This is a genomic window from Frigoribacterium sp. AC394 (assembly GCF_979258095.1).
The window spans coordinates 1,862,314-1,875,747 of record NZ_OZ409834.1; the positions used below are offsets into that span (position 1 = coordinate 1,862,314).

The window sequence follows — 13,434 nt, forward strand, 5'->3', positions numbered from 1 at the left end:
GGCGTCTAGCCCAGTTGGACCAGCTGGCTCAGCTAGCTAGTCGAGTTCGGCCAGCGCCGCGGCGGCGACCCGGGCGACGAGCGCGTCGTCGTAGGCGGCGTCGGGGTCGTTCTTCGCCGTCAGGACGGTGAGCACGATGGGGTCGCGACCCGGGGGCGTGACTACGGCGACGTCGTTGCGGATGCCTCCCGCCCCTCCTGATTTGTCGACGACCGTCCAGCCCTCGGGTGCGCCGGCCCGGACGAGGGTGTCGCCCGTGGCGTTGCCGCTCGCCCAGTCGAGCAGGAGGGCGCGGTCGACGGGGTCGAGGTTCTCCGCGCTGGCGAGGGCGGCGAGGTCGGCCGTGAAGGCGCCCGGGGTGGTCGTGTCGTCGGTGCTGCCGGGTTCGATCGAGTTGAGGTCGGGTTCGCGGTTCACGACCTCGGTGGTGCTGTCGCCGAGCTGCTCGAGGGCTTCGTCGAGCCCTGCGGGGCCGCCGATCCGGTTGAGCACGAGATTGAGCGCCGTGTTGTCGCTCTGCCGCACGGCGGCCTCGGCCAACGACGACAGACTCATGCCCACGTCGACATACTGGCTGGTCACGGGTGAGTAGCCGGCGGCCGAGACGTCGGCGGCCGTCCAGGTGACGACCTCGTCGCGTTGATCGGCGGGCACCTGCTGGAGGAACGCCGCGGCCGCAAGCACCTTGATGGTCGACGCGTAGCCGAATCGCTCGTCCGCCCGGTAGTCGAGGGTGGTGCCCGATCCGGTGTCGAGGGCGCTGACGCCGACGCGGGCGTCGAACTCGGTCTCGAGGGCTCCGAGCGCGGCCGAGGCGTCGGCGGTCGGCGCCGTGGTGGCCGGCGCGGGTGTCGCGGGTGTCGCGGGCGTCGCGGATGCCGGAGCCGAGGAGGCGCGGGTCGCCTCCCCCGCATCGCCCTGCGTCGCCCCGGTGGTGCAGCCGGTCACCCCGGCGACGACGATCGCGGCGGAGGCGAGCACGGCGGCGGTCGGGGTCGCTGTTCGGCGTCTCATACCCGCCATCGTGCTACACGCCGCTCCCTCCCCGCAGCACGCCCCACCACCACGCCAGAAGGTGGACACGACGCCACGCCTAAACCCGGCGTCGTGTCCACATCCTGGCGTCGTACCCGCCCACCGCCGCCGCGCCGCACCGCCGCAGTCGCGACACCGCTCAGGCGCCCTCGACCTCGTCGCTGACGAGCGACAGGTGGGTGCGCGAGTGCTCCCGCGCCGCGCCTCCTTCGCCTGCGGCGATCGCCCGTGCCGCGGCGAGGTGGGCGTCGAGCGTGCCGGCTGCCGGGACGGCCGGGGTCAGCCCGAGCTCGTGCCGCCCCTGCAGGATCTCGCGCACGGGGGCGGCGAGCTCGGCGTAGAGCACGTTGCCGCTGGCGACGAGCAGCAGGGTGTGGAACCGGATGTCGGCTGCGAGGTACTCCGCCGAGTCCCCGCGGGCGGCGCTGCCGAGGCGGTGCAGCTCGGTGGCGTGCTCCACCAGGGCGACGCGCTGGGCGTCCGAGGCGTGCACCGCAGCGAGCGCCGCGGCGGCCGGTTCGAGCGCCGCGCGCAGCTCCATCAGCTCGACGAGCTGCTGCCGGTGCAGGGGGCCGGCGAGGGTCCAGCGGATCAGCTGCACGTCGAGCACCCGCCAGTCGGCGCGCGGCAGCACGGTGATGCCGACGCGGCGGCGCGACTGCACCATGCTGAGCGATTCGAGCACCCGGACGGCCTCGCGTGCGGTGGTCCGCGAGACGCCGTAGTCGAGTCCGAGGCGGGCGAGCGTCAGCACCGCGCCGGGCTCCAGGCGGCCGGCCGCGATCGCGCCGCCGAGGGCGTGCAGCAGCTGCGCGTGTGCGCCCTCGCGGGCGGGTGGTGACGTCATCGTGACCATCCTGGCGTGCACCTCCTGAGTCGACGGGGTTGCAAAAGTACTACTTTTGGTGGCAACCTACGGACACCGAGGAGGCGCGCGACAGACCCCTCGGAGACCCACCACCCGCAAGACCCCGAGCTCACACCCCGCAGCCGACAGGCGCACCGGATTCGACGGAGAACCCCACCATGGACGACTGGACCCAGACCCTCGACGCGGGACCTCTTCTCGCCATAGCAGCGGGGTCGATCGCACTGATCCTGATCCTGGTGATCAAGTTCAAGCTGCACGCCTTCCTCACGCTGGTCATCGTGGCCGCCCTCACCGCCCTCGTCACCGGCATCCCCACCGGCGCGATCGCCGATCTGCTCGTCACGAGCTTCGGCACGACGCTCGGCTCGGTCGCACTGCTCGTCGGGCTCGGCGCGATGCTCGGCCGCCTCGTCGAGTCGTCGGGCGGTGCCCGGGTGCTGGCCGACCGCATGGTCGACGTCTTCGGCGAGAAGCGGGCGCCGTTCGCGCTCGGCCTCGCGTCGCTGATCATGGGGTTCCCGATCTTCTTCGACGCGGGCCTGATCGTCATGCTGCCGATCGTGTTCGCCGTCGCCCGCCGCATGGGCGGCAAGTCGATGCTGCTCTACGGCATCAGCGCCGCCGCGGCCTTCTCGGTGATGCACGTGTTCCTGCCGCCGCACCCGGGCCCCGTCTCGGCGACCGAGCTGCTCGGCGCCAACCTCGGCATCGTGCTGCTCGCCGGTCTCGTGATCGTGTTCCCCGTCTGGTACGTCTCGGGCTACCTGTGGGCCAAGGCCGTCAACAAGCGCATCCCGCTGCCCGTGCTGTCGCTCTTCGGCAGCGAGAAGGACGACGTCCAGGCCGCGAACCCGCCCAAGGCCAGCACCGTGATCGCCGTGCTCGCCGTGCCCCTCGTGCTCATCCTGCTCAACACGGGCCTCAGCTCGCTCGGCTCCGTCGGCATCGTCGACCCCGAGGCCGGCTGGGTCCAGGCCCTCGTCCTCGTCGGCACGAGCGGCATCGCGCTGCTCATCTCGGTGCTCGTCGCCGCCATCGTGCTCGGCCGTGCCCGCGGCGTCACCGGCAGCGCGCTCGAGAAGGTGCTCGACAGCGCGCTCGGCCCGATCTGCTCGGTCGTGCTGATCACCGGCGCCGGCGGCATGTTCGGCGGGGTGCTGCGCGCCTCGGGCATCGGCGACGCCCTCGCCGACGTGCTCGGCGACCTCGGTCTGCCGGTCATCGTGGCCGCGTGGGTCATCGCCGCGATCCTGCGACTCGCGCAGGGTTCGGCGACCGTCGCGCTGGTCACCGCCGCCGGCCTGGTGGCGCCCGCCGTCGCTCTCGCCGACCTCAACGCCGTCCAGCTCGCCGCCGTCGTGCTCGCCACCGCGGCCGGTTCGGTCTTCGCCGGTCACGTCAACGACTCGGGCTTCTGGCTCGTCGGTCGCCTGATGGGCATGGACGTCAAGACCACCCTGCGCGTCTGGACCCTGCAGCAGGCCATCGAGTCGGTGCTCGGCTTCGCCGCCGCACTGCTGGTGTTCGCGGTCGGCTCGCTGATCTGACCCGGCCCGTCGGGTCGACCGGGCCCTCCCGGTCGACCCTGCCCGCGCCTCCCGCACCGCGCCTCCTGCCCCTCCCCTCGCACCCTCACGAAGGAGTCTCATGTCATCCCCGCTCTTCGACCTCACCGGGCGCCTGGCGCTCGTGACCGGCTCCTCCCGGGGGCTCGGGCGGTCGCTCGCCGCCGCGCTGGCCGACTCCGGGGCGCGGGTGATCGTGCACGGTCGCGACGAGTCCGCGGTCACGGCGACGCGGGACGCGATCGAGCAGTCGACGGGCACCCGTCCGGCGGCGGCCGTCTTCGACGTGACCGACGCGAAGGCCGTCGAGGAGGCGGTGGCCGGCATCGTCGCGGACCACGGCGTCCCCGACATCCTCGTCAACAACGCCGGCGTGCAGAAGCGCGCGCCGTTCACCGAGTTCGCCGTCGAGGACTGGGACGCCGTCATGGCCACCAACCTGTCGAGCGTCTTCTACGTGTCGCGCTTCGTCGCGCCCGGCATGGTCGAGCGCGGCTCGGGCAAGATCATCAACATCGCGAGCGTCCAGTCGATGCTCGCCCGGCAGACCATCGCGCCGTACTCGGCGAGCAAGGGCGGCGTGGCGCAGCTGAGCCGCGGCATGGCCGCCGACCTCGCGCGGCACAACGTGCAGGTCAACACGCTCTCGCCCGGGTACTTCGCGACCGAGATGAACACGGCGCTCTGGCAGGACGAGACCTTCGACGCCTGGCTGCGCCAGCGGACGCCCGCGCAGCGCTGGGGCCGCATCGAAGAGCTTCAGGGCACGCTCATCTACCTGTCGTCGGCCGCGAGCGACTTCGTCTCGGGGCAGAACATCTTCGTCGACGGCGGCATGACCAGCGTCGTCTGAGCCGGGGCCGGGCTGCGGGCGGTCTCGCGCCGCGCCTCCTCGGCTCCTCCCCTGCTCCGTGCCCCCGCAGACCCCAGAGAGAACCAGCATGAAGACCATCCAGATCGATTCCGCCCATGTCCTGACCGAGCGCGAGGTGGCGACGCCCGAGCCCGCCGAGGGGGAGGTGCGGATCCGGGTCGACTACGTCGGCATCTGCGGGTCCGACCTGCACTACTACTTCGAGGGTGCCAACGGGGCGTTCGTCGTCGAGGAGCCGCTGGCCCCCGGCCACGAGCTCTCGGGCCGGGTCGACGCGGACCCGAGCGGGCGTCTCGTGGTCGGCACCCCGGTGACCGTGCACCCCGCCCGCTTCGGCGCGGACGAGCCCGGTCTCGAGAACGCTCCGCACCTGCGACGCGGGGGATCGTATCTCGGCAGCGCGTCGACGCATCCGCACACGCAGGGCGCGCTGAGCGAGTACCTCGTGGTCGACGCCGGCATGATCCGCGTGCTGCCCGAGGATCTGCCGCTGCAGCGTGCGGCGCTGGCCGAGCCGCTGGCGGTGGGGCTGCACGCTCTGACCCGCGTCGGCGATGTGACGGGCGCGCGGGTGCTCGTCTCGGGTGCCGGCCCGATCGGTCTGCTCGCGGCGGCCGCGGCGAAGGCCCGCGGTGCGGCGAGCGTGACCGTGGTCGACCTGCTGCCGGGGCCGCTGAGCCGGGCGCTGGCGATCGGCGCCGACGAGGCCCTGCGACTCGGGGTCGACGCGGTGCCGGCGGACTCGTTCGACGTGGTGCTCGAGTGCTCGGGTGCGGCGAAGGCGGTCAGCGCGGCGTTCGTCGCCGCACGCCGTCAGGGCACGGTGGCGCAGGTCGGCATGATGCCGAACGAGGAGCGCCCGGTGAACCTCGCGCCGGCCATCTCGAAGGAGCTGTCGGTGCTCGGGGTGTTCCGCTTCGTCGACGAGATCGACGAGGCCGTGCGGATCCTGGCGGCGACGCCCTCGCTCGAGGCGGTCGTGACGCACGTGATCGGCACCGACGCCGCCGAGCACGCGTTCGACGTGGCGAAGGACTCGTCGGTGAGCGGCAAGGTGCTGCTCGCCGCCTGGCCCGAGTAGGGCTGCGGGGCGCGCTCCACTCCCCCACCCCCTCCCCCTCCCCCTCCCGTCCCGTCGAAGAGTCACGACACGCCGCGAGCCCCCTGAGGCGCGCGGCGTGTCGTGACTCATCGAGCCGCGGCGCCGCCTAGGCGTCCCGCAGCAGGCGCGAGTGCAGCTCCTCGACGCGGCCGCGGATGTCGTCGCGCACCAGCCGCATGCGCTCCATCCCCTCGATGCCGCGGAGCGACGGCTCGTCGGTGATCCACGTCTCGACGGGGGTGCCGGCGGGGTCCTCGACCCGCGCCTCCTCGCCGAGGACGACGATCAGGTCGGCGTCGCGCACCATCTCGTCGGTGATCGCCTTGGGCTGTTCGCCGTCGAGCGAGATGCCGAGCTCGCCGAGCGACTCGACCGACTGGGCGTTGAGTGCGCTGCCGGGTGCGGTGCCGGCCGACGCGACGTGCACGGCGTCGCCGGCGACGTGCCGCATGAGGCCCGCGGCCATCTGCGACTTCCCGCCGTTCTTCCGGCAGACGAACAGGACCGAGGGAGCCGTCGAAGTCATGCGCTCACAGTAGGCCGTCGCCCCCCGAGGAGGCGCGCCCCGCCTCCCCCAGGGCCCGCCCCGTCCACGAGTCAAGACACGCCGCGCCTCCCCCGCTCCCCGCGGCGTGTTGCGACTCCTCGACCCCGGTCCCCCAGGAGACGCGGGCCGCCTCCCCCAGGACCCGCACCTCCACGAGTCAAGACACGCCGCGCCTCCCCTGCTCCCCGCGGCGAGTCGTGACTCATCGACGCTCAGAGCGCAGCGCGCCCGCTCGCGGCGAGCGCGGCGGCCTCGACCCGGTCGTGGTGGCTGCGCCACCCGGCTCCGTCGCGCTCCGGCACGTTCGGGTCGCCCGCGCCGTTGCCGAGGCGCCCGTCGACGAGCTCGCGGAGGAGGTCGGCGTGCCCGGCGTGACGCGCGGTCTCGACGCAGAGGTGCACGAGGATCGAGTGCAGCGTGACGTCGCGTCGACCCTCCGACCACCACGGCACCATGCCGGGCGAGTCGAGGTCGAGGGCGGCCACGGTCGCGTCGGCGTGGGTGGCGGAGTAGTGGGCGAACTCGACCACCGCCTCCTTCGTCTCGTCGGCGGTGGCCCACAGGTCGGCTTCGGGTTCGCTCGTGTCGGAGAGCCAGGGGACGTCGCGGTCGGCGGGGCGCCCCATGACCTCGCCGAGGTAGCCGAGCTGGACGCTGGCGACGTGCTTGACGAGGCCGAGGAGGTTGGTACCGCTGGGTACGAGCGGGCGGCGGATGTCGTACTCGCCGAGTCCGTCGAGCTTGCCGAGCAGGTCGGCGCGCTGCTTCGAGAGGTAGCGCTGCAGGGTCTCTTTCTCGTCCATGCGCCCAGAGTGGCCCCATCCGGGCCCGCGCACCAGCGCCGCCGCGCCTCCTTCACGACGCCTCGTGGTCGACTACGTGGCCGCGGCGCCCGGCCTGACCCCGACCCCCGTGCCGCCGACGCCCGGCCCCGAGCCGACGCCGGCACCGGCAGCGGCGATGCCGCCCCGAGCGGTGCCCTCGCCTGGACGGGTGCCGACGCGGCGGTGTCGGTCGCCGTCGTGCTCGGTGGGATCCTGGCGAAGTTCGCCGGACTGGCCCTCGTCACGGTGGGCCGCCGCCGCCGCTCCGCTTGAGCCCTCGCACCGAGACCCCAGAAAGCCGCTGAGACCCCAGCACGCGCGCCGGGGTCTCAGCGACTTCCTGGGGTCTGGCCCCGCCGCAGGAGGCGCGGGTCACCCCGGCGGGCGGCCTCCCCTCCCCGAGGCCCGTCAGCCGCGGATGGCGCTGGCAGGGTTCGCCCGAGCGGCCACCAGAGCCGGGTAGGTCGCCGACAGCACGCCGGTGACGCACCCCGCCACGAGTCCGACGACGACGATCCGGATGTCGAGCGTCGGCGTCCACCGCTGTGCCGCGCAGACGATCAGGACGCCGCAGAGTCCCGTCACACCTCCCGCGACGCCACCGGCCGCCCCGATGATGAGGCCCTCGAGGGTGAACATGCGCCAGATCGACGACCGGCTCGCCCCGAGCGCCCGTCGCAGGGCGATCTCCGGTGCCCTCGCCTGCACGGACAGGTACATCGCGGTCGCGGCGCTGAGCGACGCCAAGGCGAGGAGCACCCACGAGACGAGGGCGATGAGCGTCCCCAGGTCCGACGCGACCCCCTTCTGGAGCGACCGGAGATCCGCCACGGTCTCGATCTGCACGGAGGAGGGGTCCGCGGGCGCGACGGCGAGCGGAATGGCGTCCGCCAGCGGCGCCGGATACCCGGGGACGGTCCTCACGACGAGGTGAGGGTCGTCTAGGCGGGTCGATCGGGCGGCGTCACGGGAGAGGATCACCGCGCCGGAGAGGAGAGGATCCCTGCCCGTGTCGACTATCGACCCGACCACGTCGATCGGGGTGCCGTGCATCCAGATCACGCTGCCGGGGCCGGGGGCGGTCAGCCCGAGCGACTCGGCCGCGCCTTCCCCGACGACGGCCACCGCGCCTCCCCAGGTGTTGTCCAGCAGCGTCGCCGCCGAGCGGGGGGCGGTGGAGGCGCCCTGCGCCTCGAGGTACGCGCTGTCGGCCACCCGGACCTCACCACTGAAGACCGCCTGCCGCCCGGCGAGGGCGGGCAGCAGCGTGAGGCCCGCCTCACCGGCAGGGATCCGCGCGACGGAACCCACCAGGTCGACCCCCTCGAGAGCCTCGATCTCGGAGATCGCCTCGGTCGCGCTCGATCGGTCGGAGAAGCCCTCGTCGGCGGCCTCGGCGCTCGAAATGCGGACGATCACCTCGTCGAGGCTCGCCGCGGTCAGTCTCGCGGACACCTGGGTCGAGGCGCTCTGACTGATGCCGAGAGAGCAGACGAGCCCGCCGGTTCCCAGGAGGAACGCGAGGAGGAGCAAGGCCGTCCGCCCCGGACGCCCACTGTGGCTGGACACCGCGTCGAGGACCTCGTCGACGATGCGTCTCCACGCGACAGCGAGGCGGGGCCCCCGCCTCCTCGATCCATGTGGCCGGGGAACGGGGGCGGGCGACGGACTCGCCGGTGCGGGCCGGTCGTCGGCGAGCACGCCGTCGACGAGACGCAGCCGTCGACCCGCCGCGTCCGCGACCGACTCATCATGCGTGATGACCAGGATCGTCACCCCGGTTGCGTTGAGGGCGGTGAGGTGCTCGATCACCTTCTGCGAGTTGACGGAGTCGAGCGCGCCGGTGGGTTCGTCCGCCAGCAGGAGCCTGGGCCGGGTGGCCATGGCCCGGGCCAGGGCCACGCGCTGACGCTCACCGCCGGAGAGGGACGTGGCGACCTCGCCCGCTCGATGTCGCAGACCCAGCTCGTCGAGGGTGGTGGTGACCGCCGAGCGCCTCTCGACCATCGGGACCCCCTGGATCTCGAGGCCGAGGGCGGCGTTGCCGGCGGCCGTCTCATCGAGGAGGACGTGGGAGTCCTGGAACACGAAGCCGATGGTCTCGGAGCGGAGCGCGTTCCGTTCTCGCTCCGTCAGGGTGCGGACGTCGACGCCGTCGAGGAGGTGCGTGCCGGTGGTCGCCACGTCGAGCAGACCCAGGATGTTCAGGAGGGTCGACTTACCGGCGCCCGACGGGCCGACGATCGCGACGAACTCGCCCGGCTGGATCGTGAGCGACACCGACCGGAGGGCGTGGGTGACGCCGGCCCCCGAGCCGAACGACCTTCCGACGGCGTCGAGCTGGAGGACGGGGACGGTGTCGGTGCTGTCGTCGACGTCCGGCCGGCTCACGGTTCGACCAGCAGACGCTGTCCGAGCGGCAACCGCTCGGTCGTGGCGATGGCCGCCCAGCCGTCGGCCTGGGCCAGGACGTCGACGTCGACCTCGATGGGCGGCGCCGGGCTGCTGCTCGGCTGCGTGACGCCCTCGGGCGCGGCACCCTGCGCAGCGTCGGCGTCATCATCGTCGCCCTGCGCGGAGTCGGCCGGGGTGGCCAGGACGACGTAGGTACGCGTGCCCTCCTGACGGAGGGCGACGAGCGGGACGGCGAGGCCCGCCGACGGCTGCCCGGCGGGCGTCACCTGGATGATCGAGCCGGGGTCGGCGTCGAGGCCCTCGGGGACGGCGAGGGTGATGGGGTAGCCCGGCGCCGACGAGTCGGCTTCGGCGGAGAAGGCGCCCACCGTGAGCACGGTCGTCGGGAGGGGGCCGGAGGTGGCGTTCGAGACGGTGACGGTCGTGCCGACGGTCACCGCGTCGTGCTCCGCGGCCGTGATCTGCGCCGTCAGCACCGGTGGTGACGTCTGCAACCGGACGAGGGCTGTTTCGCCGGACAGCGTCTTGCCGACGCCGGCGACGCTGAGGACGGTCGCATCGCTCGTCGGGACGCCCGCGAACTCGTGGATGGCGAGACCGCGGACCCCGGGGGCGACGAACGGCAGCCGATATCCCGCGGCCCGGTAGAGGCGAGCGAGAGCGTCGACCGTCCCGGCGTCGAGTACGGCCGTGAGGGCGACGCCCCGGTAGTCGAGATCGATCAGCGTCTGCTGGACGGCACGGACGTCGTTGCCCGACATGCCGGGCAGGAGGTCTCGATAGAGGGGCACGGAGGTCGACATCGCGAAGAGGGGACGTCCGGACACCTCAGCCAGCAGGCGCCCCGGACCCACGGTGTCGCCGGCGGCCACGGACGTACCCGTCACGACGACGCGCTGCGACGTGCTGTCCGGGGTGGACGGATCAGTCGAGGTCATGGAGCTGCTCGCCGACGGTTCGTCGGCACCCTCGACGGGGCGCGCAGTCTCCGATGATTCGACGGACGCCTCCTCGATGATCACGTCGAAGGCGGTGCCGTCGGTGAGGGCCGCGGGGAGTGCGTAGCCGGGCGAGACGACGCGTTCCTCGACGGCCGCCGTCACGGGGACGCTGACGCTGGCCCCCCGCAGGGCGACGTCCGTGGGCGACGTGACGTAGCGACCGGTGATGAACGCGCCGACCATCAGGAGCACGACCGCCGCCACGAAGGCAGCGATGCGTCGGGGATGCCGCAGTCGGACGATGCGGATCTCATCGTCGGGCTCGAGCCCGTCTCCCGCCTCGGGCACGAGGGTCATCGGCCGGCGATCACGTCGTCGAAGAATCTCTCGACCTTCCGGCGCTCGTCGGAGAACGCCTGGATCTGGGCTGCCTGGTCGTCCATGTAGGCGGCTTCGTACTTGGCCTGCAGGTCGTAGAGCACCTGGACCGCACCGGTCGTCTGTGCGCACCGGGCCTCGGTGACGGCGGCGCCGATCTCCGATTCCTTGCCCTGGGCGGAGTACTGCTCCGACGGTCGGCCGTCGTCGGGGTCGAGCACGAGGCCGGCGTCCTCCATGCAGGTCTGCCAATCGGCCTGGGCCGCCTCGCCCGCGTCGCTGGCCGACGCCCTGGATTGCGCTTCCGTCCTGATCCGCCAATCGATGTCGGGGCCCTGTGCGAACGTGAGCTCGTCGGTCATCGACGACTTCGCCTCCTCCATGCAGACGGGGTAGGCCTTGTTGAACTCGATGCCCAGGGGCAGGGTGTCGAGCGTGCGGGGGCCGGTGTCGGCGGCCAGGTCGAAGCCGGATCTGCTGGCGTAGGGGATGCTCCACAGTCCGTAGGTCCTGTCCTCCTCGAGAAGGTACGGCGACCAGTCGATGCGGTCGGCGACGGCCTCGTAGCCCTGGTCGGTCATGCAGGAGTCCGCAGCGACCGCGAGGGCGTGCAAGACCTTCGAGACGAAGATCGGCGACGACAGGCTGAGATCGTCGAGGGGCAGCGTCGGGATCGCGTGATCGAAGTCGAGTCGGGCGGAGGTGTCGTCGAAGGCGGCGATGTCGACAGCCGGGAGATCGTCGGACGTCGCAGGGGGGCCGTCGGTGACGGCGTCGGCGGAGCACGCGGTCAGCCCGATCACGGCGCCGATCGAGACCAGACAAGCGACGGTGCGTGACGTGTTCATGGGGGACTCCTACGGGAACGGGCGAATCGGACGGAGGGGGCTGCCAGCTGCACTGGCAGCCCCGGCCCGGCCTAGCCGATGCTGCTGGTCATGTTGTCGAAGCCCCAGTCGGACAGGTCGTCCGCGCCGATGTAGAACTTGCCGGTCTTGGCGCCGCGGTAGTCGCGGTGCTGGTACAGAACCGCGTAGTTGGCCGGGGACCTCACCTTGAGCGACGAGGTGAGGTTGTCGAAGGCGCTCCCGACGTATGACGTACCTGTGCCGAAACTGGACAGATACGTCTTGTAATTCTTGTACCGCCACGTCTCGATTCCGGCTGCCTGCGCCGGAGCGGCTGCCAGCAGGGCTCCACTTGCGATGACGGCCGTCGCGGCGGCCGTGGCTACGATCTTCTTGAGCATGTCTCTCCCACCTGTTCACTGAGCGCACCAGCGTCTGCTCGTGCGCGACCACGCGTCCTCGGAACAGACCAGAATTCCGATGACGATTGCAATAACATACTGACCGCTTTGCAGACGCGCAAGGGTCGCTTTTTCTCTCTGCAGACCATCCGTAGCGAGCACCAGCGACTCGCTCTCGCGCGCCTCCTGACCCAGCGGCCCGCGATGGTCGTCGCCGACGAGCCCACGTCCGCCCTCGACACGGCCGGCACCGTCCGGGTGCTCGATGCACTCGACACGCTCGGCGGATCGGGCTCGATCGTGGTGGTCGCCACGCACGATCCGGCCGTCGTCCACTGGTCGACGCGCCGAGTCGAGCTCGGGGTGGCGACGCGCTCAGGCGTCGGTGGCTGACGAGCACCGAGCCGCCACCCCTCCCGCCACCGCGCCAGAAGATGGACACGACGCCAGCCTTAAACCCGGCGTCGTGTCCACAACCTGGCGCCGTGGCCCGCCCCGCGTGCCAGGATCGACCAGACGTCGCCGTCGGCGGCGTCGCCGACGTGAGGATGCGCGCATGACCGTGACGGACGAGCTGGTGCACGTGGTCCTGGTCGAGTGGGCCGACGGAGCGCCGACCGATGTGGCCGAGCAGGCGACGCGCCTCTCGCGCGAGCACCTCCCCCGCATCGACGGCGTCCTCTCCGTGTCGAGCGGCGAGAGCGTCGGCGGCGAGCGCCTCGAGGCCGGGTTCGACTGGATGCTCGTCGTGCGGTTCCGCGATCGGACGGCGCTCGACGGCTATCTGCCGCACCCGTCGCATCAGCCGGTGTCGGCGTACCTGCGCGACGCGTCGGAGCGGGTGGTCGTGTTCGACATCGCGGCCTAGCGTCGTCGACCCGCGGTGCCCCAGCCCAGGAGGCGCAGGTCGCGCCTCCCCCACGGGTGCATGACCCCGCGCGCCGCCTCGCCGGCCTGACAGGATGGGAGGGGTGCGGCGTCCACCGCCGCCCGCTCCGGGGGACCACGAATGCCAGACCTGACGCGAGAGGAACTCGTCGCGCTGCGCGACGCCGAGAAGCTGCGCCTGAAGATCTTCGAGAATCACGACAACGTGATGGACACGGTCGTCGTGACCGGCGACGACTACGTCGGCTACCGCGTCTGGGCGACCGACGAGCGAGCCGCGGTCTGGGGTGGGACGAGTCTCTACGCGTTCGAGTCCGCCGCCCTGAAGGACGCGCTCACGCGAGCACGAGCGGGCCGATGGCTCGACTTCTGGCGGCTCAGACGCGGGGTCGACCGACGAGCCGAGTCGTTCGCCGAGCGAGGCGGTGCACTCGAGGCGGGTCTCCGCGGGACCCTGCTCCGCCCGAGCGCCGACTGGCTCGAGAACGACGACGGCCCGACGTTCTACGACGTGTTCACCTCGCCCGCCACCGACGAGCACGGCTTCCTCACCGACCACATCGGCGTCCTCCTGTGCTCGCGCGTCGGGGACTGGACGGCCACCACACCCCGTGAGGTCGACTACGGCCGCTTCCCCACGCGAGACGAGGCCCTCACCGCCCTGCTCGACGCCGCCGGCGGGTCTCCCCCTCGAGGAGTCGACACACGCCGCGTGCCCGACCACCCCCGCGGCGTGTCGTGACCC

Annotated in this window: 15 protein-coding genes; 7 read left to right on the top strand and 8 right to left on the bottom strand. The window is 72.2% G+C overall.

The annotated features are described in order from the left end of the window. Nucleotides 1–36: 36 nt before the first annotated feature. The gene (bla, locus tag ACZZY9_RS08545; protein WP_463463776.1) at nt 37–1,014 is read right to left on the bottom strand and encodes a class A beta-lactamase; all 978 of its coding nucleotides are present in this window, start codon (nt 1,012–1,014) and stop codon (nt 37–39) included. Between the two features lie 160 nt (nt 1,015–1,174). After that, nucleotides 1,175–1,882, bottom strand: a complete 708-nt coding sequence (locus tag ACZZY9_RS08550) for a FadR/GntR family transcriptional regulator (protein WP_463463777.1) — start codon at nt 1,880–1,882, stop codon at nt 1,175–1,177. Nucleotides 1,883–2,061: 179 nt separating this feature from the next. On the opposite strand from ACZZY9_RS08550, the gene ACZZY9_RS08555 reads away from it, so the two are divergent. The 3 genes from ACZZY9_RS08555 to ACZZY9_RS08565 all read left to right on the top strand — a co-directional run bounded on the left by ACZZY9_RS08555 (nt 2,062) and on the right by ACZZY9_RS08565 (nt 5,426). Then, nucleotides 2,062–3,453, top strand: a complete 1,392-nt coding sequence (locus ACZZY9_RS08555) for a GntP family permease (RefSeq protein WP_192061240.1) — start codon at nt 2,062–2,064, stop codon at nt 3,451–3,453. Between the two features lie 100 nt (nt 3,454–3,553). Continuing rightward, complete coding sequence (locus tag ACZZY9_RS08560) at nt 3,554–4,324, top strand: SDR family oxidoreductase (protein ID WP_463463778.1); 771 nt, start codon at nt 3,554–3,556, stop codon at nt 4,322–4,324. A gap of 88 nt (nt 4,325–4,412) precedes the next feature. After that, nucleotides 4,413–5,426 carry a zinc-binding dehydrogenase gene (locus ACZZY9_RS08565; RefSeq protein ID WP_463463779.1) on the top strand — a complete coding sequence of 338 codons (1,014 nt, stop codon included), beginning with the start codon at nt 4,413–4,415 and terminating at the stop codon, nt 5,424–5,426. Nucleotides 5,427–5,553: 127 nt separating this feature from the next. On the opposite strand, the gene ACZZY9_RS08570 is transcribed toward ACZZY9_RS08565, so the two are convergent. Both ACZZY9_RS08570 and ACZZY9_RS08575 read right to left on the bottom strand, forming a co-directional pair. Beyond that, the gene (locus ACZZY9_RS08570; RefSeq protein WP_463463780.1) at nt 5,554–5,973 is read right to left on the bottom strand and encodes an arsenate-mycothiol transferase ArsC; all 420 of its coding nucleotides are present in this window, start codon (nt 5,971–5,973) and stop codon (nt 5,554–5,556) included. A 233-nt stretch (nt 5,974–6,206) separates the two neighbouring features. Next, nucleotides 6,207–6,797, bottom strand: a complete 591-nt coding sequence (locus ACZZY9_RS08575; RefSeq protein ID WP_463463781.1) for a DinB family protein — start codon at nt 6,795–6,797, stop codon at nt 6,207–6,209. Between the two features lie 9 nt (nt 6,798–6,806). Between ACZZY9_RS08575 and ACZZY9_RS08580 the strand changes: the two genes are divergently transcribed. Then, nucleotides 6,807–7,091, top strand: a complete 285-nt coding sequence (locus ACZZY9_RS08580) for a hypothetical protein (protein WP_463463782.1) — start codon at nt 6,807–6,809, stop codon at nt 7,089–7,091. A 135-nt stretch (nt 7,092–7,226) separates the two neighbouring features. Here the strand turns inward: ACZZY9_RS08580 and ACZZY9_RS08585 are convergent, their stop codons facing one another. The 4 genes from ACZZY9_RS08585 to ACZZY9_RS08600 all read right to left on the bottom strand — a co-directional run bounded on the left by ACZZY9_RS08585 (nt 7,227) and on the right by ACZZY9_RS08600 (nt 11,801). Continuing rightward, entirely contained in the window at nt 7,227–9,209 is a 1,983-nt protein-coding gene (locus ACZZY9_RS08585) for an ABC transporter ATP-binding protein/permease (protein WP_463463783.1), read from the bottom strand. Continuing rightward, the gene (locus ACZZY9_RS08590) at nt 9,206–10,531 is read right to left on the bottom strand and encodes a peptidoglycan-binding domain-containing protein (protein ID WP_463463784.1); all 1,326 of its coding nucleotides are present in this window, start codon (nt 10,529–10,531) and stop codon (nt 9,206–9,208) included. Before ACZZY9_RS08590 ends, ACZZY9_RS08585 begins: the two co-directional genes overlap by 4 nt. Continuing rightward, a complete protein-coding gene (locus tag ACZZY9_RS08595) occupies nt 10,528–11,400 on the bottom strand; it encodes a hypothetical protein (RefSeq protein WP_463463785.1) in 873 nt (290 codons plus the stop codon). The genes ACZZY9_RS08590 and ACZZY9_RS08595 overlap by 4 nt, the downstream gene beginning before the upstream one ends. Before the next feature lie 71 nt (nt 11,401–11,471). After that, nucleotides 11,472–11,801 (bottom strand): hypothetical protein, encoded by a 330-nt coding sequence (locus ACZZY9_RS08600; RefSeq protein ID WP_463463786.1) that lies wholly within the window; start codon nt 11,799–11,801, stop codon nt 11,472–11,474. Nucleotides 11,802–12,005: 204 nt separating this feature from the next. On the opposite strand from ACZZY9_RS08600, the gene ACZZY9_RS08605 reads away from it, so the two are divergent. The 3 genes from ACZZY9_RS08605 (at nt 12,006) to ACZZY9_RS08615 (ending at nt 13,431) form a co-directional block, all read left to right on the top strand. Further along, nucleotides 12,006–12,194: a hypothetical protein gene (locus ACZZY9_RS08605; protein ID WP_463463787.1), complete on the top strand. Its 189-nt coding sequence runs from the start codon at nt 12,006–12,008 to the stop codon at nt 12,192–12,194. A 163-nt stretch (nt 12,195–12,357) separates the two neighbouring features. Then, nucleotides 12,358–12,669, top strand: coding sequence for a Dabb family protein (locus ACZZY9_RS08610; protein ID WP_463463788.1), 312 nt, complete (start codon nt 12,358–12,360; stop codon nt 12,667–12,669). Nucleotides 12,670–12,810: 141 nt separating this feature from the next. Continuing rightward, the gene (locus ACZZY9_RS08615) at nt 12,811–13,431 is read left to right on the top strand and encodes a hypothetical protein (RefSeq protein ID WP_463463789.1); all 621 of its coding nucleotides are present in this window, start codon (nt 12,811–12,813) and stop codon (nt 13,429–13,431) included. Nucleotides 13,432–13,434: the final 3 nt, after the last annotated feature.